The organism is Pseudoalteromonas sp. BZB3 (assembly GCF_040104455.1).
Taxonomy (GTDB): Bacteria; Pseudomonadota; Gammaproteobacteria; order Enterobacterales; family Alteromonadaceae; genus Pseudoalteromonas.
Map to the genome: position 1 here is coordinate 85,482 of NZ_JBECOS010000009.1, position 24,700 is coordinate 110,181.

The 24,700-nt window shown below is 39.7% G+C and carries 23 protein-coding genes; 12 read left to right on the forward strand and 11 right to left on the reverse strand.

Annotation, left to right across the window (positions count from 1 at the left end; genetic code table 11):
• Positions 1-236: 236 nt before the first annotated feature.
• From ABMY35_RS08595 to ABMY35_RS08620, 6 genes are all read left to right on the forward strand, one after another.
• A complete protein-coding gene (locus ABMY35_RS08595) occupies positions 237-2,810 on the forward strand; it encodes a reprolysin-like metallopeptidase (protein ID WP_349285824.1) in 2,574 nt (857 codons plus the stop codon).
• A 2-nt stretch (positions 2,811-2,812) separates the two neighbouring features.
• Positions 2,813-3,196, forward strand: a complete 384-nt coding sequence (locus ABMY35_RS08600; RefSeq protein ID WP_349285825.1) for a hypothetical protein — start codon at positions 2,813-2,815, stop codon at positions 3,194-3,196.
• A 7-nt stretch (positions 3,197-3,203) separates the two neighbouring features.
• Entirely contained in the window at positions 3,204-3,929 is a 726-nt protein-coding gene (locus ABMY35_RS08605; RefSeq protein WP_349285826.1) for a response regulator transcription factor, read from the forward strand.
• A 49-nt stretch (positions 3,930-3,978) separates the two neighbouring features.
• A complete protein-coding gene (locus tag ABMY35_RS08610) occupies positions 3,979-5,214 on the forward strand; it encodes an ATP-binding protein (protein ID WP_349285827.1) in 1,236 nt (411 codons plus the stop codon).
• A 67-nt stretch (positions 5,215-5,281) separates the two neighbouring features.
• On the forward strand, positions 5,282-5,794 hold the full coding sequence (gene lspA / locus ABMY35_RS08615) for a signal peptidase II (protein ID WP_349285828.1): 513 nt from the start codon (positions 5,282-5,284) through the stop codon (positions 5,792-5,794).
• 203 nt (positions 5,795-5,997) lie between these two features.
• Complete coding sequence (locus tag ABMY35_RS08620) at positions 5,998-6,696, forward strand: peptidylprolyl isomerase (protein WP_349286121.1); 699 nt, start codon at positions 5,998-6,000, stop codon at positions 6,694-6,696.
• A gap of 39 nt (positions 6,697-6,735) precedes the next feature.
• On the opposite strand, the gene ABMY35_RS08625 is transcribed toward ABMY35_RS08620, so the two are convergent.
• The 5 genes from ABMY35_RS08625 to ABMY35_RS08645 all read right to left on the reverse strand — a co-directional run bounded on the left by ABMY35_RS08625 (position 6,736) and on the right by ABMY35_RS08645 (position 12,279).
• On the reverse strand, positions 6,736-6,954 hold the full coding sequence (locus tag ABMY35_RS08625) for a hypothetical protein (protein ID WP_349285829.1): 219 nt from the start codon (positions 6,952-6,954) through the stop codon (positions 6,736-6,738).
• A gap of 155 nt (positions 6,955-7,109) precedes the next feature.
• Positions 7,110-8,363: an aromatic amino acid transport family protein gene (locus tag ABMY35_RS08630; RefSeq protein ID WP_349285830.1), complete on the reverse strand. Its 1,254-nt coding sequence runs from the start codon at positions 8,361-8,363 to the stop codon at positions 7,110-7,112.
• 218 nt (positions 8,364-8,581) lie between these two features.
• Positions 8,582-9,304 (reverse strand): LytTR family transcriptional regulator DNA-binding domain-containing protein, encoded by a 723-nt coding sequence (locus tag ABMY35_RS08635; RefSeq protein ID WP_349285831.1) that lies wholly within the window; start codon positions 9,302-9,304, stop codon positions 8,582-8,584.
• Positions 9,301-10,380 (reverse strand): histidine kinase, encoded by a 1,080-nt coding sequence (locus ABMY35_RS08640; RefSeq protein WP_349285832.1) that lies wholly within the window; start codon positions 10,378-10,380, stop codon positions 9,301-9,303. The genes ABMY35_RS08635 and ABMY35_RS08640 overlap by 4 nt, the downstream gene beginning before the upstream one ends.
• A 57-nt stretch (positions 10,381-10,437) precedes the next feature.
• Entirely contained in the window at positions 10,438-12,279 is a 1,842-nt protein-coding gene (locus ABMY35_RS08645; RefSeq protein WP_349285833.1) for a serine hydrolase domain-containing protein, read from the reverse strand.
• Positions 12,280-12,446: 167 nt separating this feature from the next.
• On the opposite strand from ABMY35_RS08645, the gene ABMY35_RS08650 reads away from it, so the two are divergent.
• A complete protein-coding gene (locus ABMY35_RS08650; protein ID WP_349285834.1) occupies positions 12,447-13,118 on the forward strand; it encodes a hypothetical protein in 672 nt (223 codons plus the stop codon).
• Between the two features lie 98 nt (positions 13,119-13,216).
• Entirely contained in the window at positions 13,217-13,885 is a 669-nt protein-coding gene (locus ABMY35_RS08655; protein WP_349285835.1) for a hypothetical protein, read from the forward strand.
• A gap of 22 nt (positions 13,886-13,907) precedes the next feature.
• Here the strand turns inward: ABMY35_RS08655 and ABMY35_RS08660 are convergent, their stop codons facing one another.
• The 3 genes from ABMY35_RS08660 to ABMY35_RS08670 all read right to left on the reverse strand — a co-directional run bounded on the left by ABMY35_RS08660 (position 13,908) and on the right by ABMY35_RS08670 (position 18,126).
• A complete protein-coding gene (locus tag ABMY35_RS08660) occupies positions 13,908-14,816 on the reverse strand; it encodes a bile acid:sodium symporter family protein (protein ID WP_349285836.1) in 909 nt (302 codons plus the stop codon).
• Between the two features lie 184 nt (positions 14,817-15,000).
• Entirely contained in the window at positions 15,001-17,163 is a 2,163-nt protein-coding gene (locus ABMY35_RS08665) for a M3 family metallopeptidase (RefSeq protein WP_349285837.1), read from the reverse strand.
• Positions 17,164-17,199: 36 nt separating this feature from the next.
• Positions 17,200-18,126, reverse strand: a complete 927-nt coding sequence (locus ABMY35_RS08670; protein WP_349285838.1) for an endonuclease/exonuclease/phosphatase family protein — start codon at positions 18,124-18,126, stop codon at positions 17,200-17,202.
• Between the two features lie 279 nt (positions 18,127-18,405).
• On the opposite strand from ABMY35_RS08670, the gene folE2 reads away from it, so the two are divergent.
• From folE2 to ABMY35_RS08690, 4 genes are all read left to right on the forward strand, one after another.
• Positions 18,406-19,296: a GTP cyclohydrolase FolE2 gene (gene folE2 / locus ABMY35_RS08675; protein ID WP_349285839.1), complete on the forward strand. Its 891-nt coding sequence runs from the start codon at positions 18,406-18,408 to the stop codon at positions 19,294-19,296.
• Between the two features lie 175 nt (positions 19,297-19,471).
• Positions 19,472-21,631 carry a S46 family peptidase gene (locus ABMY35_RS08680; protein WP_349285840.1) on the forward strand — a complete coding sequence of 720 codons (2,160 nt, stop codon included), beginning with the start codon at positions 19,472-19,474 and terminating at the stop codon, positions 21,629-21,631.
• 164 nt (positions 21,632-21,795) lie between these two features.
• Entirely contained in the window at positions 21,796-22,104 is a 309-nt protein-coding gene (locus tag ABMY35_RS08685) for a hypothetical protein (protein WP_349285841.1), read from the forward strand.
• Positions 22,105-22,125: 21 nt separating this feature from the next.
• Complete coding sequence (locus tag ABMY35_RS08690; protein ID WP_349285842.1) at positions 22,126-22,665, forward strand: hydrolase; 540 nt, start codon at positions 22,126-22,128, stop codon at positions 22,663-22,665.
• Here ABMY35_RS08690 and ABMY35_RS08695 read toward each other — a convergent pair whose 3' ends face one another.
• The 3 genes from ABMY35_RS08695 to ABMY35_RS08705 form a co-directional block, all read right to left on the reverse strand.
• Positions 22,666-23,073: a DCC1-like thiol-disulfide oxidoreductase family protein gene (locus ABMY35_RS08695; protein ID WP_349285843.1), complete on the reverse strand. Its 408-nt coding sequence runs from the start codon at positions 23,071-23,073 to the stop codon at positions 22,666-22,668.
• A complete protein-coding gene (locus ABMY35_RS08700) occupies positions 23,070-23,489 on the reverse strand; it encodes a hypothetical protein (RefSeq protein ID WP_349285844.1) in 420 nt (139 codons plus the stop codon). Before ABMY35_RS08700 ends, ABMY35_RS08695 begins: the two co-directional genes overlap by 4 nt.
• Before the next feature lie 97 nt (positions 23,490-23,586).
• Positions 23,587-24,567 (reverse strand): alpha/beta hydrolase, encoded by a 981-nt coding sequence (locus tag ABMY35_RS08705; protein ID WP_349285845.1) that lies wholly within the window; start codon positions 24,565-24,567, stop codon positions 23,587-23,589.
• Positions 24,568-24,700 lie beyond the last annotated feature (133 nt).

The window sequence follows — 24,700 nt, forward strand, 5'->3', positions numbered from 1 at the left end:
TTACAATTTATTACACCTATTAAGAAAACGTCTTATTAACATCGTTTAGGCTTTTAGTGCCAAAAAAATGGATAAGCGCTTGCCAAAGTAGAAAAGTGCAAGGAGCTAGCCAAATGCAAAAATTGCAATTGCGCATATTTGTATCAAGCTTGATACAAATGAATCACAAACGGATACCCAAAAGGTGGTTTAATATCGATACAGTGGTTTTGACTCATCAATGGGAAGACAACACAATGAAAAAAACTTTGTTAGCAGTAGTACTAAGCCAAATTATTTATTTACCCGCTCAGGCGAGTGAGTTATGGCAGCAAACCACACAAAACCGCAGTTCAGAGCTTAAACAGCTTGCTCGGTATCATCTTGCAAGTAGTCAATTACAAGCTAAGCTCATGGCGCCAAGCCAAGAGGTGGACGTTCAATTACCCTTACCCAGTGGTGAGTTTGTCGTATTTAGACTTAAACCCAGTAAAGTCATGTCTGATACTCTGGCGGAAAAGTTTCCAGACATAAAAACCTTTGTGGGTTTTCAAGTTGATAACCCAGCTAACACAGGCCGTTTCGATATTGGACCAAAAGGCTTCTTTGGAGTTTTTAATCAAGGGCAATCACGGGTATTTATAGATCCAGAGCAGTCAGAACATGTTTATCGCAGCTACGAAGCTAAAGCACTGCATACATCTAAACTAATTAAGCAAGGTGCTCCGATTAAGCGCCTACAAAGCAGTCAGTTAAAGCGTGAACAAATACAATCGAGCGAAACTCAGGCGGAAGATAGTGCTTTACCTAATACACATATCACTTACCGTATTGCGTTCACTACTACAGGTGAATACAGCCAATTTCATGGTGGCACAAAAGAAAAAGTGATGGCGGCTATCGTGACCATGGTGAATCGTCTCAATGATGTATATGAGCGAGATCTAGCCATGACTTTTGAGATAGTGGGAGATAATGACAAACTGATTTTTTTAGACCCTGAAACCGACCCATTTGCAAATACCGATGAAGATATCGATATTCTCACAGAGCAAATTAATGGCTTAATTTCAAAAGACAGCTATGACATAGGCCACCTAGTAGGAACTGGCGGCGGCGGTTTAGCTGGGTTTGAAGTGGTGTGTACTGAGTTCAAAGCTGAAGGTGTAACAGGCAGTGAAGCGCCTACCAACGACGCATTTCATATTGATTATGTCGCCCATGAAATCGGGCATCAGCTAGGTGCAGATCACACCTATAATGGTTTAGCTGGGGCGTGTGATGGAAACCGAGTAGATCACAGTGCCTATGAACCAGGCAGTGGTTCTACCATCATGGGCTATACAGGCATTTGTGATGAGCAAGATTTACAAGCTAACTCAGATCCTTATTTTCATATTCGTTCATTAGATCAAATGAATAACTACAGTCGTTTAGGGGCGGGTAATACGTGTGGTGTTCATAAACAACGTACGAATGCAAAACCTTCAGTTGAAGCAGGTCAAAACTATACTATACCGGCTAAAACTGCTTTTAAATTAGTAGGTTCAGCCCAAGATAGCGATGGCGACACGCTCAATTATAGCTGGCAACAGTTTAACTTAGGGCCTGCATCTGCTGATAAACAACAAGACAGTGTTGATGATGGTAAGCGACCCTTGTTTAGAACGTTTAATCCAAGTTCAGAGCCAACCCGTGTTGTGCCTCAGATGAGCGACCTCCTAAAAGGTGAACTGAGTTATGGCGAAGCGTATGCAACCACAACGCGTGCGCTAGATTTTCGTTTAGTTGTTCGCGATGGGCAAGGCGGTGTTAGTGATGACACCATGCAAGTTAATGTAGTTGAAGTTGAGCAAGGTTTTTCTGTCACGCTACCTGACCAATCAAGTAATTGGCGTGATAATGAACAAGTTGTTACTTGGCATACAGCAGGTACTGAAAACGCACCGGTCTCTTGTGAAAAAGTGGATATTCTACTTTCGGATGATGCCGGACAAAGCTTTAAAACTACCTTGGTGCAAGGTGTTGCGAACAATGGTCAATTTAATGTTCAGATCGATAATATAACTACAACTCAAGCGCGTATAAAAGTGATGTGTAGCAATAACATCTTCTTTGCGATTAACTCTGGTAATTTTGCCATTGAGGTTGGAGAAGGCCCAATTACAGAAGTCGCCCCACAAATTACGGGTCAAGTCGCGTTGTCAGTGAATGAAGATAGTCGCATCACAATTAAGGCGTCTGATTTAACCTATGCAACAGCAAAGCCGGTTGATAAGCTCACCCTGCAGTCAGGTGAAAACTATACACTGGATAACTTAACCATCACGCCCTCTGCTGATTTTAATGGCTCGCTTCAAGTGCCGGTAACCGCATCTAGAGGTGAGCTTACCAGTGAAGTATTCCAGCTAACAATTACAGTTGTAGCGGTTAATGATGCACCTGTTGCGCAAGATGACACTTTTGAAGTGGACTTTGAAGCCAGTGAAGTGACGCTGGATGTACTTAGCAATGATTCAGACAAAGATTTAGACACATTGGTCGTTGAAAGTGTTGATTATCAAGGGCAAGGCTCAGCCGAGATTAAAGAGGGTAAGCTTGTTTATTCAGCAGCGAGCGGTTTTTCAGGTAAAGAAACATTTACTTATAACGTCTCTGATGGCAATGGTGGTACAAGCACCGCACAGGTAGAAGTCACAGTAAAAGAGGACCCGACGCCAGTAACGCCTCCAACACCTGAGCCAAGTAATGATGACGATGGTTCTGGATCGTTCGGTTTATGGTCGTTGCTAGGACTTGCTGCATTATTCCTAAGAAGAGCGAGGAAGTAATAATGATAAAGCTCACCAGTATCGCTTTATTAGCTGGGTGCTTAGTAGGTTGTGCATATACTGCACAACCTACTCAGGCCAGTGCCCAGCAAACCAGTCAGCGTGAAATGACAAAACAAATAGAACAGGCAGTAGAAAGAAATGACTATAGATTGCTTGCCTTGGCAAGCAGGCGTCTAGTTTTTCCGGGCTTAGAACAAGAAGACACTGCGAAATTAAAGAAAATGTGTGGAGTGCGCTACGTCGACAACAGCACAGACATTATTAAGAGCACAGAAGATAAACAAAAGCGCAGAGATGCTTATGCTTTCGCAAAATCGTTTAACCAAGCTATGTTAAAGCACTGTTTAAATTCAGCTACTGATTCAATAGATACTGTTGAATGATACACTTATGTTAGATGAAAAATGTATCAAAGCAGGGCATACAGACGTGCATTCAATTTTAATAATTGATGATGATATTGAGCTGACCGACTTAGTTAGCCAATTCTTAACCCAAAATGGTTACAAAGTCAGTGTCATCAATGATGGAAGTAATGCAATCAAAGGTATAGACTCTGAGCAGCCAGATTTAATCATTCTTGACTTAATGTTACCAGGCACCGATGGACTTACGATATGTAAAGCTATCAGACCAAGCTTTACTGGGCCTATCATTATGCTCACCGCTTTAATCGATGACATAGATGAAGTGACTGGTTTAGAAGTGGGTGCTGACGATTATTTATGTAAACCCATTAAACCTAGGGTGCTTCTAGCGCATATTCGAGCTCAATTGAGAAGACAATCAAGTTTAACCGAGAAGCAGCAAACAACCCTAGTATCTTGTGATGGCGACCTGAAGATTGATTTACCTAATCGACGTGTTAAATATTTATCTCAAGATATAGATTTATCGAGTGCTGAATTTGATTTGCTAGTAATTTTTGCAAGTTCACCTGGCGAGATTTTCTCTCGAGAACAGCTGCATAAACGCATTTTTAAGCTTGATTATGATCCCATGGATAGATCTATAGATTTAAGAGTATCTCGTCTTAGGAAAAAATTAGGAGATGATCCTAAGCAGCCTAAACTATTGACTACAGTCAGAAATAAAGGGTATTTACTTGCAACTTAACCTGAATAAAGTCGTTCTTGGCGCTCTTTTTTTGCTTCTATGTAATTTAGTGGCAGCGCATATCACTTACCACTATGCTCAACCAGCTCTAGTTGAAAAGGCCATTGATGAATGGGAAGCACACCTTTATAAGGTAGCCAATAATCTTGAAATAATCTTTACTAACAGTTCAGCGACACATTGGGAGCGTGAAGCGCTTAAAGCCAGTGAACGTTATAGGTCAGATGCTTATATTGTGTTAGTTGAAAACCTTGCTGCGTATGAGCAAGACTTATTTTCAAGATCCCTTGTAGAGAATCAAAAGAGTTTTATAGACCTTTCGACATCCAGTGTGTTTTACAATCTTGATGATCAGCAATTGGTGATGCTCGAAAATGTGTATTTTGATAGCGTAACGAACTGGCTTTCTGATTGGCTTTTATGGTTGGTAGCTTGTTTACTGAATCTCGGCGCATTGGCTTTATTTACATTTTATTGCTGGTCTGAACAAAAGCGCTTGGCAAATAATATCGCCACTATCAATGAGAAAAGCAGCCCTCGTTCAAGGTCAATTGACGAGCAAATTATCCAAATAAAACATTATTTATCCGATATTAGTGCGAAAAATCAAACTCAATTAAACTTGCAAAGAGATCTTCTGCATGGTGTTGCTCATGAGTTCCGAAGCCCTATGGCACGTATTCAGTTTGCACTAGATATGCTAGAAGATGCTCAAGAACAAGATAGGCAAGACTTAACTCAATCAATGCAAAAGGCATTGCAGGGGCTAGATGATTTAGTAAAAGAGCTGCTTTCTTATGCACGTTTAAAAGATGGGTCAACAGTGCTAAATATAGAGTCTTGTGTACTTACTGAGCTGATAAGGCAAGCACAGAAACAAGTCGAGGTTTTTTATCCGGATATTCAATTTGAGGTAAAAGACAGTCAAATAGAAGCTGAGGTTGATACACATTTATTAACTCGATTACTTATTAATATACTTCGTAATGCTGGCAGGTTTGCTAAAAGTAAATGTGAGATCAGTTTAACTTTAGAGAGCGACTCAATACTCTGTATTTTTGAAGATGATGGTATTGGGATCCCGCCAGGTAAAATAACCCGTATTTTTGAACCATTCACACGCCTTGATCCAAGCAGGTCAAGAGATTCAGGTGGATGTGGCTTGGGGTTAGCCATAGCGCGATCAATTGCGCATCTACATGGCGGTGAATTAACTGTTATTGAAAAACACCAGGGTTTGGGCGGCGCATGTTTTTGTTTGTTTTTGCCATTCAACCCAAGATGATTGCCATTCATTTAATACTCAGATATTTTGGAATAAATTTTGGTACATATTTATTTCGGTCGTACTTATGTTTGCAAAAAATACCCCTAAAACAGTTTTTATTGTGGTGATACTACTAACGTTGATTTTTGATCAGCTTTCTAAGCTCTGGGCTGCTACTTCTCTAGAACCTTGGCCAATGGCGAGTTATTTTAATGATGTGTTTCGAATTGGTTATGCTGAGAATCATGGTGCTTTTTTGAGTTTGGGCGGTGCAATGCCAGAATCAATGAGAAAGGTCGCTTTCATTGGTGTGGTCGGGGCTTTTCTATTGGGTATTATCATTTATGTATTAAGAGATAATAAACTGACAAACCCGATGGCGGTCGCTTGGGCGCTGATTGTCTCTGGTGGTGCTAGTAATTGGCTAGATAGAGTATTAAATGATGGTGGTGTTATTGATTTCTTAAATGTTGGCATCGGTAGCTTACGTACAGGGGTTTTTAACATTGCCGATATGTTTATTTTAGCCGGTGCAGGAATGTTATTATTTTATGGCTGGCAAGAAGAGCGCGCTGCGAAACAGACTGCTAATTCTTAGTTTTATCAACTTTTTACAATAGCCCACCGTCAATGAATTAGAGCTTTGTGTTTGTAATTGTTATTAATTGTTACACAAAGCTTGCACTCTCTTTTCATTTTATCTTTTAACCAGTAGTCTTAGCACCAAGTATTATATTTGAGGCAAAGACATTGATTAAACATCTATTTTCAGCAGCACTGTTAGTTGCTAGCAGCTCCGCAATGGCAACCATTGTAGAGTTTCAAACTTCCCAAGGCAGTTTCCAAGTTAACCTGTTTGATCAAACCACGCCTAAAACGGTTGAAAACTTCATGAAATATGTTAATGCGGACCGTTATCAAGATGTAATTTTTCACCGCTTAGAACCAAACTTTGTGTTACAAGGTGGCGGCTTCTTTTATGAAGGCAGTATTCCGCTAAGCCAAGTAGAGTCATTTGGTAATGTAGATAATGAGCCTGTTTATTCAAATGTGCGCGGTACCATCGCGATGGCGAAACTGGCAGGTGATCCAAATAGCGCATCAAGTCAGTGGTTTTTTAACCTTAAAGACAATAGTGCTAATTTAGACGTGCAAAACGGTGGCTTTACTGTATTTGGCCAGGTGATTGGTGATGGCATGGATATCGTTGATAAAATTGCTAAATTAGAACGTTGTGGTTCAATTCCTTTGGTTGATTACTCGCAAGAAAAATGTGCTGACGATCAGGTTAATCCAGACGAGAGCAATTTCATAACAATCAATGCAGTAACGATTATTGATGACAGTGAAAATACGGCAGAAAATTTAGAACCTAAGAAAAATACGTTGCTGACAACTACTGATCCTGACACGGGCAATAACAATTCAGAGAGTAGTTCAGGTAGCTTATTTAGTATGTTGATGCTGTTAGGTGCAGGCCTATTTGTTAGAAGAAGATAATTTAGTAAAAGCAGGGGAGACCCTGCTTTGTCGTTATTATTAATAAATAGTAACTTGCCCACCTTGCGCTTCGCATTTAGATACTAGGTAGTTGAAGTCACTCTGACTTGTTGCTTCTTCAATCCATGGAAACCCACTAGATACAGGAAAACAAGCAACTGAAACTTCTTGAAACCCTTTCGCAATTGCTGCATTAGAGAAGTAAGCTGCTGAGATCAGGACTGAAGAAATAGCTAAAGATTTTATTGTTTTTAACATAATGATTCCTTGTTATTTTGTTTGTTATATTTATCAGCAATACCGCTCCTAGGGCTGATATAGTAACGCTATCAAAATAGGAACAAAAAATAAATAAAAAGCCCAAGTATTTCTACTCGGGCTTTTTATTTATTTTTTGCTTTTTTAGTTGATTTTTACCAGCTAAATAACAACGCAGATACTGCAAGCAAACCAACGACTAACACAAAGTAGGTGCTTAAACGGCCTTTGTATTTATTTAGGCTTGGTACTTTGTAGATGGCGATGGTTGGCATTACGAATAAAATCATCGCAATGATAGGGCCTGAAATCGCTTCCATCATACCCAGAATACTTGGGTTAATTACCGCACAGATCCAAATTGTGACAAACATCACAGCAACGCCAATTTTATCCGCAGTCGCATTACCTAGTTTAGTTTGCTTAGTCAGCAGGCCATTAAAGCTTTCTCGTGCACCTAAGAAGTGACCTAAGAAAGAAGAGGTGATCGCAACAAACGCCACGAATGGACCAAGTAGGGCAATATATGGGTTGTCATATACGTTTGCCAAGAACGACAGTACAGAGACGTTTGCTTCTTTCGCTTGTGTCATTTGCTCAGGCGTTAAAGAGAAAATACAAGAGAACACAAAAAGCAGAACAAATAAGATCAGCATTAACGAGGTGTATTTTAAGATCTTTTCACTTTTAGCAACCGCTTCTGATCTGTAATGGCGGCGCTGAACATTGGCAAAACTTGAAATGGCAGCAGCATGGCTGAATGAGAATACAATCACAGGCACAGATAACCATAAAGTGCTGCTTAGCTCACCCATATCCGGTGCAGACACCGCTGGCATTTGCCAGTTTGGAATAAGGTAAAGAGATAAGAACAGTAAAATCGCGACTAATGGATAAACTAACGCAGAGAAGGCACGCATGAGAAGCTTTTCACCACCCAGCATTAAACTCACCATAAACGCAACCAGTACGCCAGATAGCACCACGCGAGGGATAGACTCCATACCTAACTGGTTCACCATAAAGCTGTCTACCGTATTGGTTAGACCAACGCCATAAATAAGCAGAATAGGGTAGATTGAGAAGAAGTAAAGCAGTGAGATTAGACGACCTGCACCAGCGCCAAAATGCTCTTCTACGACATCGGTGAAATCAGCGTTATCTTGTTTTGAAGACAGCACAAAGCGAGCTAGACCACGGTGTGCTAAAAAAGTCATCGGGAAGGCTAGTAAAGCCATAATTAGCAGTGGCCAAAAACCACCAATACCGATATTAATTGGCAAAAATAAAATACCCGCACCGACCGCTGTACCGAATAGGCTTAATACCCATTGTCTGTCGTGCTGAGTCCAGCCACCCCGACTGGCTGAAGACATATCTAACGTCATGGCTTCTGGGGAGTTACTCATACTTGTTGTCCTAGAAATTAATAAGAATTATTTTTCGCGCGCATGATATAGAAAATGACAGCAATATGCATTCATACCCGCTTAATGGTTGCTGAATACTGTAAAGGGAGTTTGACGAGTGAATTGATAAGTCTGCTTTGACAAGGTGGTGACATGTTCACTACAGAGGCATCTTGATAACCACCTACAAAGATTTAGCATTTGAATTTTATGTGCTTTTAAAAGCTCATTAGCTGCTTGAAGCGACTAGAATGTCTACGAGAGGCTTCAACTTCATGGCCTGAATGTAAGGTAATTAATAAGTTGCCATTAACAGCGATATCAACGTTTCTTACCTGTCTCAAATTAATAATTTGCTGTCTATTCGCCCTAAAGAATAGCGTTTCAGGTAATCGCGCTTCTAGTAGGTTAAGAGATTTCTTTATCAGTGGTTTTTGTTGCTTATGATGTATAAAGCAATAGTTTGAACAGCTTTCAATTAAAAATATATCTTTTAAAGGCACGAAGTCACATTCATCGCCGTCTTTTAAAAACACTGAGCTGTTTTCATCAAACTTTACTTGTTCAGTGTCTTGTGGTGTTGACTCTGAGGCTTCTAGTCTGATGAGCTTATTAATGGTGACCGCTAAACGGTCTGTTTCAATCGGTTTTAATAAGTAGTCGAATGCGTCGTAGTCAAATGAGCGGATCGCATACTCATCGTATGCCGTTGTGAAGATAACCTTACCTTGAAAATCGATTTCATCGAGTAATTCAAAGCCATTCTTACCCGGCATTTGAATATCTAAAAATAAGACCTCGGGTTGATGTTGTTTGATTAGAGCAATGCCTTCATCTGGAACTGCCGCTTGAGCAATCACCTCTATCTGTTCAAATTCACAGAGCATAGTGTTGAGTTCTAACCTTGCTAAACGAGAGTCTTCGATGATGATTGCTTTCATAGTCCTGCCTTCGAATGATGAGACTGTATAGGAAAAATAAGCGTGGCAATCACGGTCTCGTCTGCTTCGCTTAATTTTAAACTTGCAGATGAACCATATAACAACTGTAAACGCTTTCGAATATTATTTAAGCCTATATTGGGTGATGTGCTGGTGGCTGAAGAGGACTTCAAGCTTCCAGGGTTATAAACTTGAATGAATATTAAATCCGCTTTCTTGTTAATCTCCAAACTTAAAACACCACCGCCTTTGACTAGGCTAATACCATGTTTTATGGCATTTTCAACAAGCATTTGTATCATCATGGGGGGAACGAGTACGTGTAGTAATTGGTCGTCCACCTTACTTTTAAATTCGAGTCTATCTTCATATTGAATGCCTGAAATAGCAATAAACTCCTCAATTACTTTTAGCTCTTGCTTTAGAGGAATATGGCTTTTTTTATCAGCACTCAATGTATGTCTCATAACGTTAGAAAGTTGCGTGATACTCGATCTTGCTTGGTTTATATCCTCTAACATTAAAGCCCTAATGTTGTTGAGACTGTTGAACATAAAGTGAGGGTTAATTTGGCCGATTAGGGTGTTGAGTTGGGCTTCTTTTAATGCCAATTGCAGTGATAGTTTTTCACTTTCTACTTGTTTCCAACGTTTCAAAGATTGCACACCTAAATAAATACAGCTCCAAATTAAAGTGATTGGGTATAACCCAATGATGTTACTTATAATATTCATGTGGCTTAAAGCTGAGTCATAATCTGGGTTTGTGTTATGCAACAAAGATATTGTGCCAAGCATAAATAGTGTCATGACCCCCGTACTTACTAAAGAACAAGTAAGTACAGGTATTACCATTCTAGAGAGTGATTTTTCTATCACTCTACTTTTGATATAGAACACTCTCAGGCCAAGAGAGGTCAGCAGCCCAAAGAGCAAAATAACAATGCTGTTTACAACTTGCTCACCCAGATTATTAAAGTCTGGCATTGATCTGAGGAGTAAATTTGCAACCGCCAACATACTCCACCCAGTTATTTGGCAGACCCAGAATTGCTTCTTTCTAGATAAGTAATACATCAATTTTTGTACTCTTAGACCATTTCAGTTTTGCTTAATCAAGCTTGGGTTAAATACTTACCAAGCCCATAATGCTAAGCCTATGTAACCATTCGCTGCAAAATATACCGTTGAAATTGAAAACAGCATACTACTCATTGGTAAAAATATTCGGGCAAATCGATTAGTTTCTTGTTTCTTAAATTTATAAAAACTGATTAAACTCATAAAAGAAAAAAGCGCGAATAGCCAAGTGCACGCAAAAATTGCCAAGGTCGCGGCGTTGATATCTGCAATTGTAAGCAAAGTGATTTGTGTAAACGTAACGGCTAATAAAATTAAGCTTGCCAGTGCACAAAAGGGTAATAGACGAATGAGTAACTGGCTTTTACTTTTTAGCTTACCTTTGAAAAAGTTTACGCACCAGATTGGCAAATACAATAAAGTAACCGCTAGGCTAATAACAAATAGCAGGCCTATTACAACTGGTAACCAAGCCATAAAGAATGATGACTCTACCCAAAACTGACCATCCGTTACCAGTACTTTTCCGTATTCGGGATGCGTTAAAAAGATTGAATTAGCTATATATGAGTCTTTTTCAATAAATTGATTATTTTTAAGGTGTATGAGAGTTAAAGATTCAGATGGAACAAGCGGTGAGACAGTCAGCTCATTGTCTTTTTGAGATACTTTTACGGCTGCAAAAGGCCAATTAATGCCAGCGAAAATTTGGTTTCGGTAAGATTGTAAGCGATAGTACCCTGAAATATCAGAGTTTATTTGCGTGCTTTGTGGTTGCTGTTTGGGCTCGATATTTTGGTGTAAGTAATCCATTAGCGTATCCGAAATTTCACGATATTTAATACTACTCGTGTTCACCATGAATACATAGCCAATATTTAATTGGTGAGAGAAAGCAAATGCTGTGATAAATTCTCCAACCCCTCCGTTGTGACCTATCCATAAATGGCCTTTTCGCTCTGTTTGGTATAAACCCAGTCCGTAGCCAAAGTTAAGGCCTTGCTTTGCCGCTAGAGAAGAGTGCGGCATTTGCATTTTTGCTAAAATATCCGAGTTTATCGATGCAATAGCATTATGCTGAGTTGAATCAAGAAAATAGCGGCCAAACTTAGCAAGTTCAGATGCTGAAATACTTAAATTACCAGCTGGACGAAGAAAAATATCATAATTAGGGATTTCCTCACCTGAATTGAACCCTTGGCTAAATGCCGAGTTGTCTTGCTGATAACCAAAGAAGGCATTGTTCATATTCAATGGTGCAAGGATATTTTTGCTTACATAGTCATCAAAAGCTTGGTTGCTAAACTTTTCAATTAAGTAACCCAAAATGCCATAGCCAGGGTTAGCATAAGCGTGCCTTGTGCCAGGTTGCCATCTGACAACAATTGACTCTGCATCACGATTTACTGATTCAAGTATGTTTACCTCTTGACCCGTTTTGTTATAAAGATTCTTAAAATGCATATCATCAAACCCAGCTGTGTGCTCGAGTAAATGAACAACTCTTATAGGGCTGGTTTCGTGCCAAGGATTATGAATGTTAATTTCAGGTGCGAGTTCACTCACCTTAGACTGTAAAGAAAAATATCCCTCTTCGATAAGTTGCATAATAGCCATTGCAACAAAAGGCTTGGTTGTTGAACCGGCTCTAAATAAAGTATTTTTATCGACCGGTATTTCTTGCTCTAGATCACTAAAACCATGATTGAGCTCTAAGGTATTTTTATGTTTATTAAAAATGACGAGCTGAGCACCCACAACATTGTGTTCTTCAAGTATTTTGCTGAATTGAGCTTTGAACTCATCTGGTTGAAGTGTTTGCTGTGCTTGTGTCTTTGCCGTAGCAAGGCAGCTCATAAATAGTAGATAAATGGCAAGTAGGTAACTGGTTTTCATATTAACCCCTGTTAGTAAATGTATATTAAGATTCTAAAAGGGGTCGGTTTTTTTAGGGTGAAAAAGTACAGTAACGGTGAAAAACGAAGATAAATGGTGCGATTGTTGAATTGAATGGAGGAGGGGGCTATTTTATAGAGCTATGCTTTTATCACTAAGGAAACAGTATGAAAATCGCTTTAGTCGGAGACTACGACCCACGAGTGCTTGCCCACCAAGCCATTCATAAAGCTTTGCAGTTAAATACTGCTCAGCCAATTGAATATCAATGGATACAATCATCTAAGGTAAATTTACAAAGCTTATCTCTGTTTGATGGTATTTGGTGTGTGCCCAAAAGCCCATATGGCAACATGGAAAACGTTTTGTCTGCGATCCGTTTTGCTCGTGAGCATGAAAAGCCATTTTTAGGTACTTGCGCTGGTTACCAACATGCTGCGCTTGAGTTTGCGCGAAATGTGTTGGGATATAAGCAAGCAGACAATGCTGAGGTTGACTTAGAAACACCAATGCCTTTGATCAGTCCTTTAGTGTGCCGTTTAAATCATGAGCAACATGGTGTTACTTTAAAATCGAGCAGCAAAATACAAGATTTGTATGGTCAGAACGAAATTACAGAAGAATTTAACTGTGGCTTTGGCGTGAACCCAAAATACCTAAACTTGTTTGCAAATAGTGATTTGCTTTTTAGTAGTGTTGACCATCATGGCGACCCAAAATCATTAGAACTACAATCGCATCCATTCTTTATTGGTACGGCTTTTCAGCCAGAGCGAAGGGCATTAGATAATAAGCAACACCCAATCATCAAAGCCTTTTTAAATGCTTGCCTAGGCTAGTTTAAAACTGAGTAATAAAAATAATATTGCTCAGCCATCATATTTAGCAAGCTCAACTGCTATACTGCCTTTTAATCATAAGGTTAAAGAGAAGTAATATGCGATTAGTTTATTTGTTACTAGGGTTACTTTTTACATGCGTTGTATCTGCTGAAGAAAAAAAGCCTGAGCCTGAGCCACTCGATCCTATGTATCATGGCCTTCACCCAATGGCATTAGTGAATAAAGGCTCAAATATTTTTGCGGTTAATATGTCAGGGTATCGCCCGCCTCATGATCTTCAAATTGTGTATCAAATTAAAAACCCAGACGTTGCTTTCTTAAATTTGGTTAAAGATGCAGATCTGGTTACGATTAAACCGCAAACATTTAACATCCAGCGTTTGCTTCGAGGTCAAGAGATCACTGTCACTGCCGATGTTTATATGGGTCACTTTGATAGAGGCGGTAATTTATTTTATGCAAACCGTACCATAGAATTTACTGATAAAATTTATGCAAGAGAGTTTAAAGACTTACAAGATTCGACTCAGTGGCAAGAATATGATTATGTGGATATCAAAGGTAATGAGCGTTTATATATTCATAAAATTCAAAAAGCCCCTAGTTTTAGCCATCTAATTCATATTGATATGACAGGGGCTTGCTTGCAAAAATTCAGAACATCGAAGCGCGTGCCTAAAGAAAGCGAATTGACTTATAAGTTCTTGAATTGTGGCACTTTAAAGCCGCTTTATTACGAAGCTGAAGACTTTCAAGAAAAGTAATGTATATATTTGAATGAGCGCCTTAATCGGCGCTTCTTTTTTGCCAATAACCCGCCAAAAGAGAGCCACTGATGTTGTGCCAAATTGAAAATAGCGTGCCAGCAATGGCCGTAGTTGGGGTAAAAAACTTAATTGCAAGCGCCACTGCCAAGCCTGAGTTTTGCATACCTACCTCAAATGCCACTGTGCGACAAACCTGCTCGTTAAATCCTAATTTTTTCGGTGCCCAGTAACCCAATGTTAGCCCGATAAGGTTATGAACAACCACTGCTGCCACAATTAATAGGCTCAAGCTTTGCAGCTTTGCTTGATTTAAGGCGACGATAATGCTGATGATAAAAATGATTGCCAACATGGCAATTATTGGCAATTTGTTGTGTATCTTCTTAATAACATTGGAAAAGGTGTAGTTGAGTGTAATGCCAGTTAAAAGAGGTAATAAGACAATTTTGGCTAAACTACTCAGCATCGAAAGCACAGGAATATCAACATTCTGACCAATTAATAGGTTTGTTAAAAGCGGTGTCATGATCACCCCAGCTAAAGTACTGACTGCTGTCATAGTGACAGACAAAGCAACATCGCCTTTTGCTAAATAACACAACACATTACTTGCTGTGCCACCGGCAACAGCACCAACTAGCACCATACCAATTAGCATATGAGTGTCCAATGCAAATAGTTGGCTGATCAAAAATGCTGTGACTGGCATAATCGTAAATTGTAAAACTAGACCGAGCCCGACTGCTTTTTTATTTTCAACGACTCGTTTAAAGTCTGCTGGTTTTAGCGTTAAACCCATCGTCAGCATGATGAACATTAACAGCGGCACGATACTGGACTTAAAACCTGTAAACAGGCTTGGGTAAAAGTAAGCAATAACAGAGTTAATAACAGCCCATAGAGGAAAAAGTTGAAGTGATAGATGCATCGTAGTTGGATGTGTTTTTTATTTCATACTACCTATTAATATTGTTGATTGATATAGCAAAAAGACACATCAAAAAATGTTCTTAATGTAATTGAATATACAGAAAATAATAATAAAAAAAGCAACTAGATTTAAAGTGACCTGAGCACAATACCTAGTTGCTTTAATTGGTTATGATGTTGAATTAGTTAACTGTTACCGATAAACCACGGCGTTTCAGCAGCGCTTCAGTTGTTGGCTCTTGTCCACGGAAAGCTTTATAAGATTCCATAAGATCACGTGTGTTACCTACTTCAAGGATATTCTCACGATACTTCTGACCAATCTTACGGTTTAAACCCCCCTGTGTTTGAACATACGCAAACGCATCTGCCGCTAAAATCTCACTCCACATATATGCGTAGTAACCTGCTGCATAACCACCCATTGAGTGATTAAAGTACGCCGATTTATAACGAGGCGGGATGTAATCAATGTTTACGTTATGTTTTTCAAGAGCAGCTTGCTCAAACTTAACAATATCTTGTTTTGGCGCAGAAGCTGGTAATGAGTGCCATTCCATATCTAGCAGTGCAGCTGCAACATATTCAAATGTATCGAAGCCTTGGTTGAAGCTACGAGACTCGATCACTTTTTTAAGTAAATCTTTTGGAATTGGCTCACCTGTTTTGTAGTGTTTTGCATAGTTTGCAATAACTTCAGGGTACATTGCCCAGTCTTCTTCGAATGTAGATGGGAACTCTACAAAGTCACGAGATGTAGAAGTACCTGAAAGAGTTGGGTATTTCACTTGAGACAACATGCCATGAACACCGTGGCCCATTTCATGGAAAATAGTGGTCGCTTCTGAGTAGCTAATCAGTGTTGGCTCACCCTCAGGGGCTTTTTGAATGTTCATTACATTCACAATCACAGGGCGCTGATTGTCTAGGCCAGATTGTTTAACAAAAGCACTTTTCCAAGCTCCACCACGCTTACCTTCACGGGCAAAGTAGTCAGCGTAGAAAATAGCTAGGCTAGAGCCGTCTTCGTCTAATAGTTCATAAGCTTCTACGTCTTCATGATAAACCGGTAAGTCTGGACGCGGCTTGAAAGTGATGCCGTATAAACGGTTCATAGTGAAGAACACACCATCTTTCAGTACACGATTAAATTCGAAATACTCTTTTACCGCATTTTCATCTAGGTTGTACTTATCTTTACGTACTTGCTCTGCGTAGAAGAACCAGTCCCATGGTGCTAGTTTGAAGTTTTCGCCAGAGGCATCAATTTTAGCCTGAATTGCAGCGGCTTCCGCATCTACATTCTGAAGAAGCGCAGGTACCATGCTTGAAAGCATATCTAACACAGCTTGTGGTTCTTTTGCCATTTGTGATTCAAGGCCAAAGTGCGCATAACTGTCATAGCCTAATAGTGCAGCGCGTTCAGCACGTAATTTAGTGATCGTAGGCACAATATCAGCGTTGCTGTTTTCACCTGTCAGAGCACGCTCAGCAGATGCACGCCACACTTTCTCACGAAGGTCACGATTCTCTAAAGAGGCAAGAATAGGCTGACGTGTCGTATTCGTGATTTTGATAAGGTATTTACCTTCATGGCCTGCTTCTGCCGCAGCAGTTGCAAGTGAAGCGATTTGCGCATCAGACAGACCAGCTAATTGTGCTTTATCTTCAACAATAACGACATTGTTTTTAATCAGCGCCATAATGTTCTGGCTGAACTGAGTACCAATTGTAGAAAGTTCTTTATTGATTTCACGAATACGCGTTTTTTGGTCTTCGTTGAGTTTCGCACCTGAACGAACAAAGCCTTTATAAAGAACTTCTACGAGACGCTTTTCTTCAGCGGTTAGGTTAAGTGCAGCACGTTGGTTATAAACCGCTTCAACACGTTCGAAAAGCGCTTTATTTAAGTTGATATTGTCGCCATGTGCCGCAAACTTTGGTGCCATTTCTGTTTGAATAGCACGGCGTGCGTCGTTTGAATCAGTACCGTTTAAGTTAAAGAAAATACGACTTGCACGAGTCAGTAGCTCACCGCTTTTTTCCATCGCAACAATGGTATTTTCAAAACTAGGTGCTTCAGTGTTATTCACAATAGCATCAATCTCAGCAAGTTGCTCTTTCATGCCTTGCTCGAAAGCAGGTACAAAGTGCTCGTCTTTGATTAAATCAAATTGTGGAGTTTGAAATTGCAAAGGGCTTTTCACAAAAAGTGGGTTTGTACTTTCAATTGAAGCAGAAACTTGCTCATTTTGCGCAGTGTTATTTGTTGTTGTATTGCTTGGCTCTGAGCAAGCACTTAATAAAAGTGCTGAACTAATAGCGGTAGCGATCAGTGTTTTCATTGTTTTTCTCTATTTATGTGTTTAAAACTAAGATGGTTAAAAGGAAAAGCGTGCACTTAAAGCACAATGGTCACTTAACATGTCGTCAATATTCATATTGTCGAAATAATGAAACTTTAAAGACTCATGGTTGTATTGAGTGCTTAACGCACTAGAAATAAAAATATGGTCAATTGGTGCTGGGTATTTCGGATGACAACCGGTTTTGCCGTCAGTGAGGTTTTGTAATTGCTTGTTAGGTAAGCTGGTGTCAGCAAATAAACCCGGTGAGTGAAATAAATCTTTTCTGAAGCGATTGTTAGGGTTCGCCAGTCTGTGATTGAAGTCACCTAACACAATCCAATTTTCTTGATTTAGTGGCTGAGATTCTAAATAGTCATCAAGAATCTTTACCTGTTGAGTAAGAACAGCGCAAGACTCTCTATCAGAGTCTAGGTAATCATCCACAAAGCAACCGCTTTTAAGGTGAAGATTGACGATGTGGAGCTTTTCATCTGCATGTTGAACAGTTAGCTTTATCCCCTGCCTTAAGCCTGGTCGTGGTACTGCAATGGTTTTTAGTTGCTCAACACTGTCTATTTTTAGTGAATTTCTTACCGCAAAAGCTACTTTTTGCTGTGTCGATGTCAGGCCGCTTTCTCTACAGGTATAAGTTTGAGAATCAGGGCGGTCTGAGATGATTATTTGCCACTCATCTTCAGGAAAGATACGCGCTACTGCTTTGGCTGATTCAACTTCTTGTAATGCTACAACGTCTGCTTTTAGGTTACTTGCATATTCCTTTAGTTTTTCATAGTCAGTTTCATTGCGTGCTTTACACCCTTGGCCATTATTTTCAGCCAAATGTTCAATATTCCATGTAGTAACCACCAGAGATTCTTCTGGATTAGTAACCGTACTGCATGCGCTGAGTGTGATAGTGGCGCAACAAGTAAAAAGTGAGTGCTTGAAAAATTTATTCATCAACGTGCTTCTGAAAAATCCGAATATCGTGATATGTTATAAAGTAACAATAATTGATGCAATCATTATTGCGTTAAATGGCAGAGGTGTACGATAAGTGGTACGACCAAAGCGTCATGTTCTGGATATGCCTTTGCTAAACCGAAATTTCTTCGGAAAGACATTTGCCGATACGGCAGTGACCTTCAATTGAATAGTTTCGAAATTATCTCAAAGCATTGAGAGCACGCTGTATGGATAGCAATGTTGGACCAAAAATAATCGTCGGAGATAAAAATAATGCTGTTACCTGATATCACTTCGAATCAGAATAAAGAGTTTCCTACACATTTGAAGTGGGTAGGTATGGAGCAGATATCTGTGCCTTTACTCATTGAAATTAATAAAAATTATACTGCAGTCAATGGGCAGGCAGACTTGTTTGTGAGCTTAGACAGTGACGCAAAAGGCATCCATATGTCGCGTTTATATTTACTACTGAATGAGTATATTGCAGGGCAAGAATTCAGTCAGCAAACACTCGCAGCTATGATGGATGCGATGCTGAGTTCGCAAAAAGGCTTAAGCCAACAAGCTAAGCTAAATCTAAAGTTTGAACTACCGATTCTAAAGCCTGCTTTGTTAAGCAGTAACAGCGGATATAATGCCTATCCAATTGAAATAGAGGCAGTACAAAGTCAGCAATCAATTCAAATTAATGTATCTTTGACAATACCTTACAGCAGTACTTGCCCATGTTCAGCCGCGTTATCAAGGCAACTATTAAGTGATGCGGTAGAAACTAAGTTCTCACAGCAGACTCAGATTGATAAGGCACAATTAAAAGCTTGGCTTGAAAGTAAAGAGGGCTCAATTGCAACTCCGCATAGCCAACGTTCGTATGCCTACATTCAGCTTTCATTAGCGCAGTCAGTATTCCCTGATATTGCAGATTTGGTGACACTTTTTGAGCAAAGCATTGGCACACCGGTACAGACCGCTGTTAAACGAGAAGATGAACAAGCTTTTGCCGCACTTAATGCGGAGAATTTGATGTTTTGCGAAGATGCAGCCAGAAGATTAAAAGCGACGCTTGAGTCAATGAGTTCAGTGACAAATTACCAGTTTAAAATTGAACATCAAGAGAGTTTACATGCGCATAATGCCGTTGTGCATGACAGTAAATTCTAGCTGTTATTCATAAATTGAAACAATTTAATAACCAGAGCGTACCGCAAACAATTGCTATTTTAGGTGCGGACATTAAAGTACCCAATTCTTTCCCTTTGGGGATAAGTGAAAACACTAACAAGCAGCTGAATCTAATAATAATAGAAGCTCAGCAATTATAATATTGAGGGAAACCATGCGTATTAAAGCATTAACAGCCGCTATTGTGCTTGCAGCAAGCAACTTTGCTATTGCTGACGAGGGTATGTGGCAACCACATCAATTACCTGAATTGGAGTCTGTATTAAAACAAAAAGGACTAGAAATTGACGTTAAATCGATTTCTAAACTAACGGAATTCCCAATGAATGCGGTGATCAGCCTAGGTGGTTGTACAGCATCTTTTGTATCACCAAAAGGCCTAGTGGTTACAAACCACCATTGTGCTTATGGTTCAATTCAGTACAACTCAACAACTGATAACAATATTTTAGAAAATGGCTTCTTAGCGAAAACACCATCAGAAGATTTACCTGCAGCACCGGGCTCACGCGTTTATGTAACTGAAGAAGTGACGGATGTAACAGCACAAGTAAACCAAGGTACAGATGGTCTATCGGGTAAAGCACGTTACGAAGCAATTGATAAAAACCGTAAAGCCCTCGTAGCTGAGTGTGAAGCTGACGGTAGCTACCGTTGTAACGTCTATACCTTCCACGGTGGTCTTGAGTACTACTTAATTAAATCACTTGAAATCAAAGATGTACGTTTAGCTTACACGCCTGCGATGGGTGTTGGTAAATACGGTGGCGATATCGATAACTGGATGTGGCCACGTCACACAGGTGACTTTGCTTTCTATCGTGCATACGTAGGCAAAGACGGTAAACCTGCTGAGTATTCAAAAGACAATGTACCATTTGCATCTGACTCATTCTTAAGCGTGAGTGCCAAGGGCGTACAAGAAGGTGACTTTGTAATGGTAACCGGTTACCCGGGCCGTACTAACCGTTACCGTATTGCCACTGAAGTTGATTACGTGTTCAATACAGCTTATCCGTTAGCACGAAAGCACAACTCTAAGTATGTTGAACTAATTGAAGAAAATGCACCAGAAGGGTCTCAAGCGCGCATTGCTTACGAGAGCACCATTGCAGGTTACAACAATTACATCAAGAACTATGGTTCTATGATTGAGAGCTTCAAAAAAGGCTCAATGTATACGCGTAAGCAACAGTTCGAGAAAGATTTAGCGGCTTGGATCAATGCGAATAGCGATCGTAAAGCAAAATATGGTTCAGTGTTAACTGATCTGAATAAACTAGTTGCTGAATCTCAAGCGCATAATCAACGTGATCGTATGCTAGGTTATGTGCACCGTTCACAAATGATTTCTACGGCACGTATGCTTTACCGTTTAGCAGTTGAAAAGCAAAAGCCAGATGCAGAGCGTGAGCGCGGCTATCAAGAGCGTGACTTACCACGAATTCAAGCGCGCCTTAAGAGTATGAGCCGCCGTTATGATGAAACTGTAGATAAGGCCATCTTACTTCACTTCTTAGAGCTTTATGCAGCATTGCCAAAGTCAGAGCGTTTAGTTGAAGTTGATAAGGCATTCAATCTAACTAATGGCTTTAATAAAGCGAAACAAAAAGCATTGCTAGATGACATGTATGCAAACTCTAAACTGGCTGATGAAAAAGCCCGTTTATGGATGGCAGATCTTGAGTTCTCACAAATTAACGCAAGTGCAGATCCATTCGTTCAATATGCTAAAGCCATCTTTACTGTGATGAAGCAAATTGAAGATCAAGACAAGGAGCTTGCGGGTAAACAACAAGCGGCTCGCCCGGCATTAATGGAAGCAATCATTGCGTATAATAAGTCATTAGGTAAGCCAGTTTATGCTGATGCAAACAGCACATTACGTGTGACTTACGGTACTGTTGGCGGTTATTCACCGCAAGATGGTTTAGTGGCGACACCATTTACTTCTCTTGAAGGCTTATTAGCGAAAAACACCGGTGTTGAGCCGTTTAATTCGCCAGAGAAACAAAATGAATTAATTAAGCAAAAGCTTTACGGTGCATACACTGGCGGCATGAATACAGTACCTGTTAACTTCTTATCAAATGTAGATACAACGGGTGGTAACTCAGGTTCACCAACACTGAACGGTAAAGCAGAACTAGTTGGCTTGTTATTCGACGGTGTGTACGAAAGTATCATAGGTGACTGGGATTATGACGCAAACCTAAATCGCTCTATCCACGTAGACTCACGTTATATGCTTTGGGTAATGGACAAAGTAGATAATGCACAAAACCTACTAAAAGAAATGAACATTGTTAAATAACAGTTAGTTCTTCATTAACTCAAAAAGCGCTTATATTTTGTGAGCGCTTTTTTATTGGGCAAAGAAAATGACCCAAAAACTTTACATTAGTCGAAAAGTGTCGCAACTTGGAAAAATAAATCTAGTGATTAATAAGTAACGCAAAGTTTTTGAAGGAGTTAATTATGCGACTATTTCTGCAAGTTTTAGCGCTAGCAGGTTTTGTACTGGCTATCACCATAGGCATTATTTCAGGCACTTGGAAGTATGCGATTGCGACTGCAGCATTGAGTACATTACTCTTTATTGTGACTTTGAAAAAAACTGAAAGACCTACTCGCACAGCTACAACGGTTGGTAAAGGCACTGATAACACCAACGCCACAATCATAGCTGGTGCAAGTATAACAACTCATAACCTTTCAAATGATTCGTCGAGTTCATCTAGTAGTTTCGATAGCGGTAGTGGCGGTGGTGCTGACGGCGGCTGTTAAAGCTCATTGCAAGGAGGTTAAATGCTTAATAGATATAACACAGGTCTAGTGATTGTAGATATTCAGGGTAAGTTAGCAACACTTGTGCATGAAAGTGAAACGATGATTGTGCAAACAGTAAAGCTGGTACAAGCTGCAAAAATACTTGATTTACCTATTGTGTTTTTAGAGCAGTTACCAGAAAAGCTTGGGCCAACTATTCCTGAACTGCAAGCGCATTTGGGTGATATTCCTGCCATAGTAAAAAGTACATTTGATGGCTGTGGCAGTGAAGAGTTTTTACAAGCCATAGATGCTGCCAGTGTCGATAATTGGCTGGTTTGTGGTATCGAAGCCCATATTTGCGTATATCAAACGGCGATGAGCTTAAAACAAAGAGAGTTTGGTGTTGAGCTAGTACAAGATTGTGTTTCTTCCAGAACACGTGAAAACAAGCAGCTTGCTCTGACTAAATTAAATAAAGCAGGTATTCAACTTACAAGTTTTGAAATGTGTTTATATGAGCTGATAAAAGACGCTAACGACCCTGTATTTAAACAAGTGTTACCGCTGGTGAAATGATCAAAACCGATCATTTCCCGTGCTATTCAAGTTATTGATTTTGGTTTTACCTAGCATTTTTAAAAGTAGGTTTCTGATAAAACGCAACACCGGATATAAAACGGCTGAAACGCGCTTAGATTTAAATAGCCAATAATTCAATTTATTAAACACGCCAGAGCGTGAACTGATTAGCGCGAGGGCGTGAATGGCATCCGCACCGTAATAAATCACGCCACCCATCTTTAATACCATACCTTGATCGATGTCGAGCCCAAGTTGAGTGATTTCTTCTAATACGTCGCTGCTTTCCCTAGCATTGATTATTTTAAGCTCACCAATACTTTCTCGAATACGAACGACTTGGCAGTAGTTATCACAAGCAGGACAGTCTTTATCGTAAACCAGTAATATTTCTTCTTTTTTCATAAATTAGCCCATTGTTGCTTTAAGCCGATAAAATGCACTACTCCAAACGACAAGCAAATGACCGAGCTCCCAATCCAAAATTCGCTTGAACGACCCATGGGGTTGTTAATAAAGAAAAATCCAGCCACACCGCGGGCAGTGTAAATTAAGGTAATTAAAATTAAAGCGGTTTTTAAAAGTGGCAATTTTGTAATAAGACCAGCAGCAGAAAAGGCATAGGCAGACCAAATACAAAGCATGAGTACGATACCACTGGTGATGAAAGCGGGTTTATTACTGCCTTGCTCTGCAAGTTGTGCCATTTGCTCACCAGCACCAAAAAAGCGATACCAAGGTGCGCCAAAATAAATGCAGCCTAGATGCATAACTGCGGCTAGGGCACTTAAAAAGCCTGCTATTATGAGGAAAATATTCACTCTGAGTCCTGTAAAAATTTTCTTTAAACTTGATGGCTACTTTAACGTGTAACTATTTTGAATACATTAACTGATTGGTAAACAAACATTTCAAACATCATAGGCTGTTAATGCTCTGGTTCCTCGCTAACTCAACAGTTTCGCGTATCTTCTTGATGACCAAGTCGGGCGCATCTTCTGGAATATTATGAGTCGCACCTGTTGCTATGATGTGCTCAGAATTGTTAGAAAGCGCAGCGATGCTTTGTTGCATGTCTTGCCATTGTTCAGTCATGCTAAAAAATCGTGGGTTATTTGCATAAGCTTGTTTGTCGTGACTGATTACCAGCATTTTTAAATTGCCAAAGTCATAATTGAACGTTTCTAAAGGCGTATAAAACCCTTTTTCATGTCGATAGCTTGAAAGGACATGCGCAAATCTGAAGCTGCCGTAATATTGGTCAAGTCGTTTTTGCATTGGTGCGTCATAATGTTTGAAAATATTTTTTATATCAGATAACCCTAATGCAGCATTGAGATACTGTAAGTTTTTAACCGAATCGGGAATTGGATCGAATTTTCCTCGCATAATCTCATGCTGATATTCATGGGCAGAGTCTAAAAGAATGAGTGCAGCCAAGTTAATCTCATTTTTTGCTGTTGTTCTTCTAGAAATAATACCACCATAAGAATGTGCGACTAAAACAACAGGCTCATTGCCAGCTATATGCCTTATTAGTGCGGTTTGCAGTGCTGACTTTTCATTTGTTGCAAAATTAACAGGCACATTATCACTACCACCATGACCCAGCCGGTCGTAATAACAGCTAGTAAAGTTATTGGGTAAGGCTTTTGTGATAGTGTCCCAGCTTTGTTCTGAGTCAGCTGCAAATCCAGTTTCGAAGAAAACAAAAGGCGCGTTATCACCTTTGCATAAATACCTAACTTGTTTGTTTTGATACGAGAAGTATTGCCCAGGTAGCTTAATTGTTTGGTGCTGAATAAATGCAACAAGGCGAAGCAAGATATAGATACATAATATGATTGAAAAAGTAAAAAAAACCTTATTTGATTTTATTCGGTGCGCAAATTTTGACATTAAATTCTTCCTAGAAATTATCATTATTCTTGTATAACGATTCAAAGCTGGAAAAGGGGTGAAAATAAATTTGAGAATCTATTTGTATTTTGACACTACACCAAAATGTCAAAATACAATAATACTCGACCAG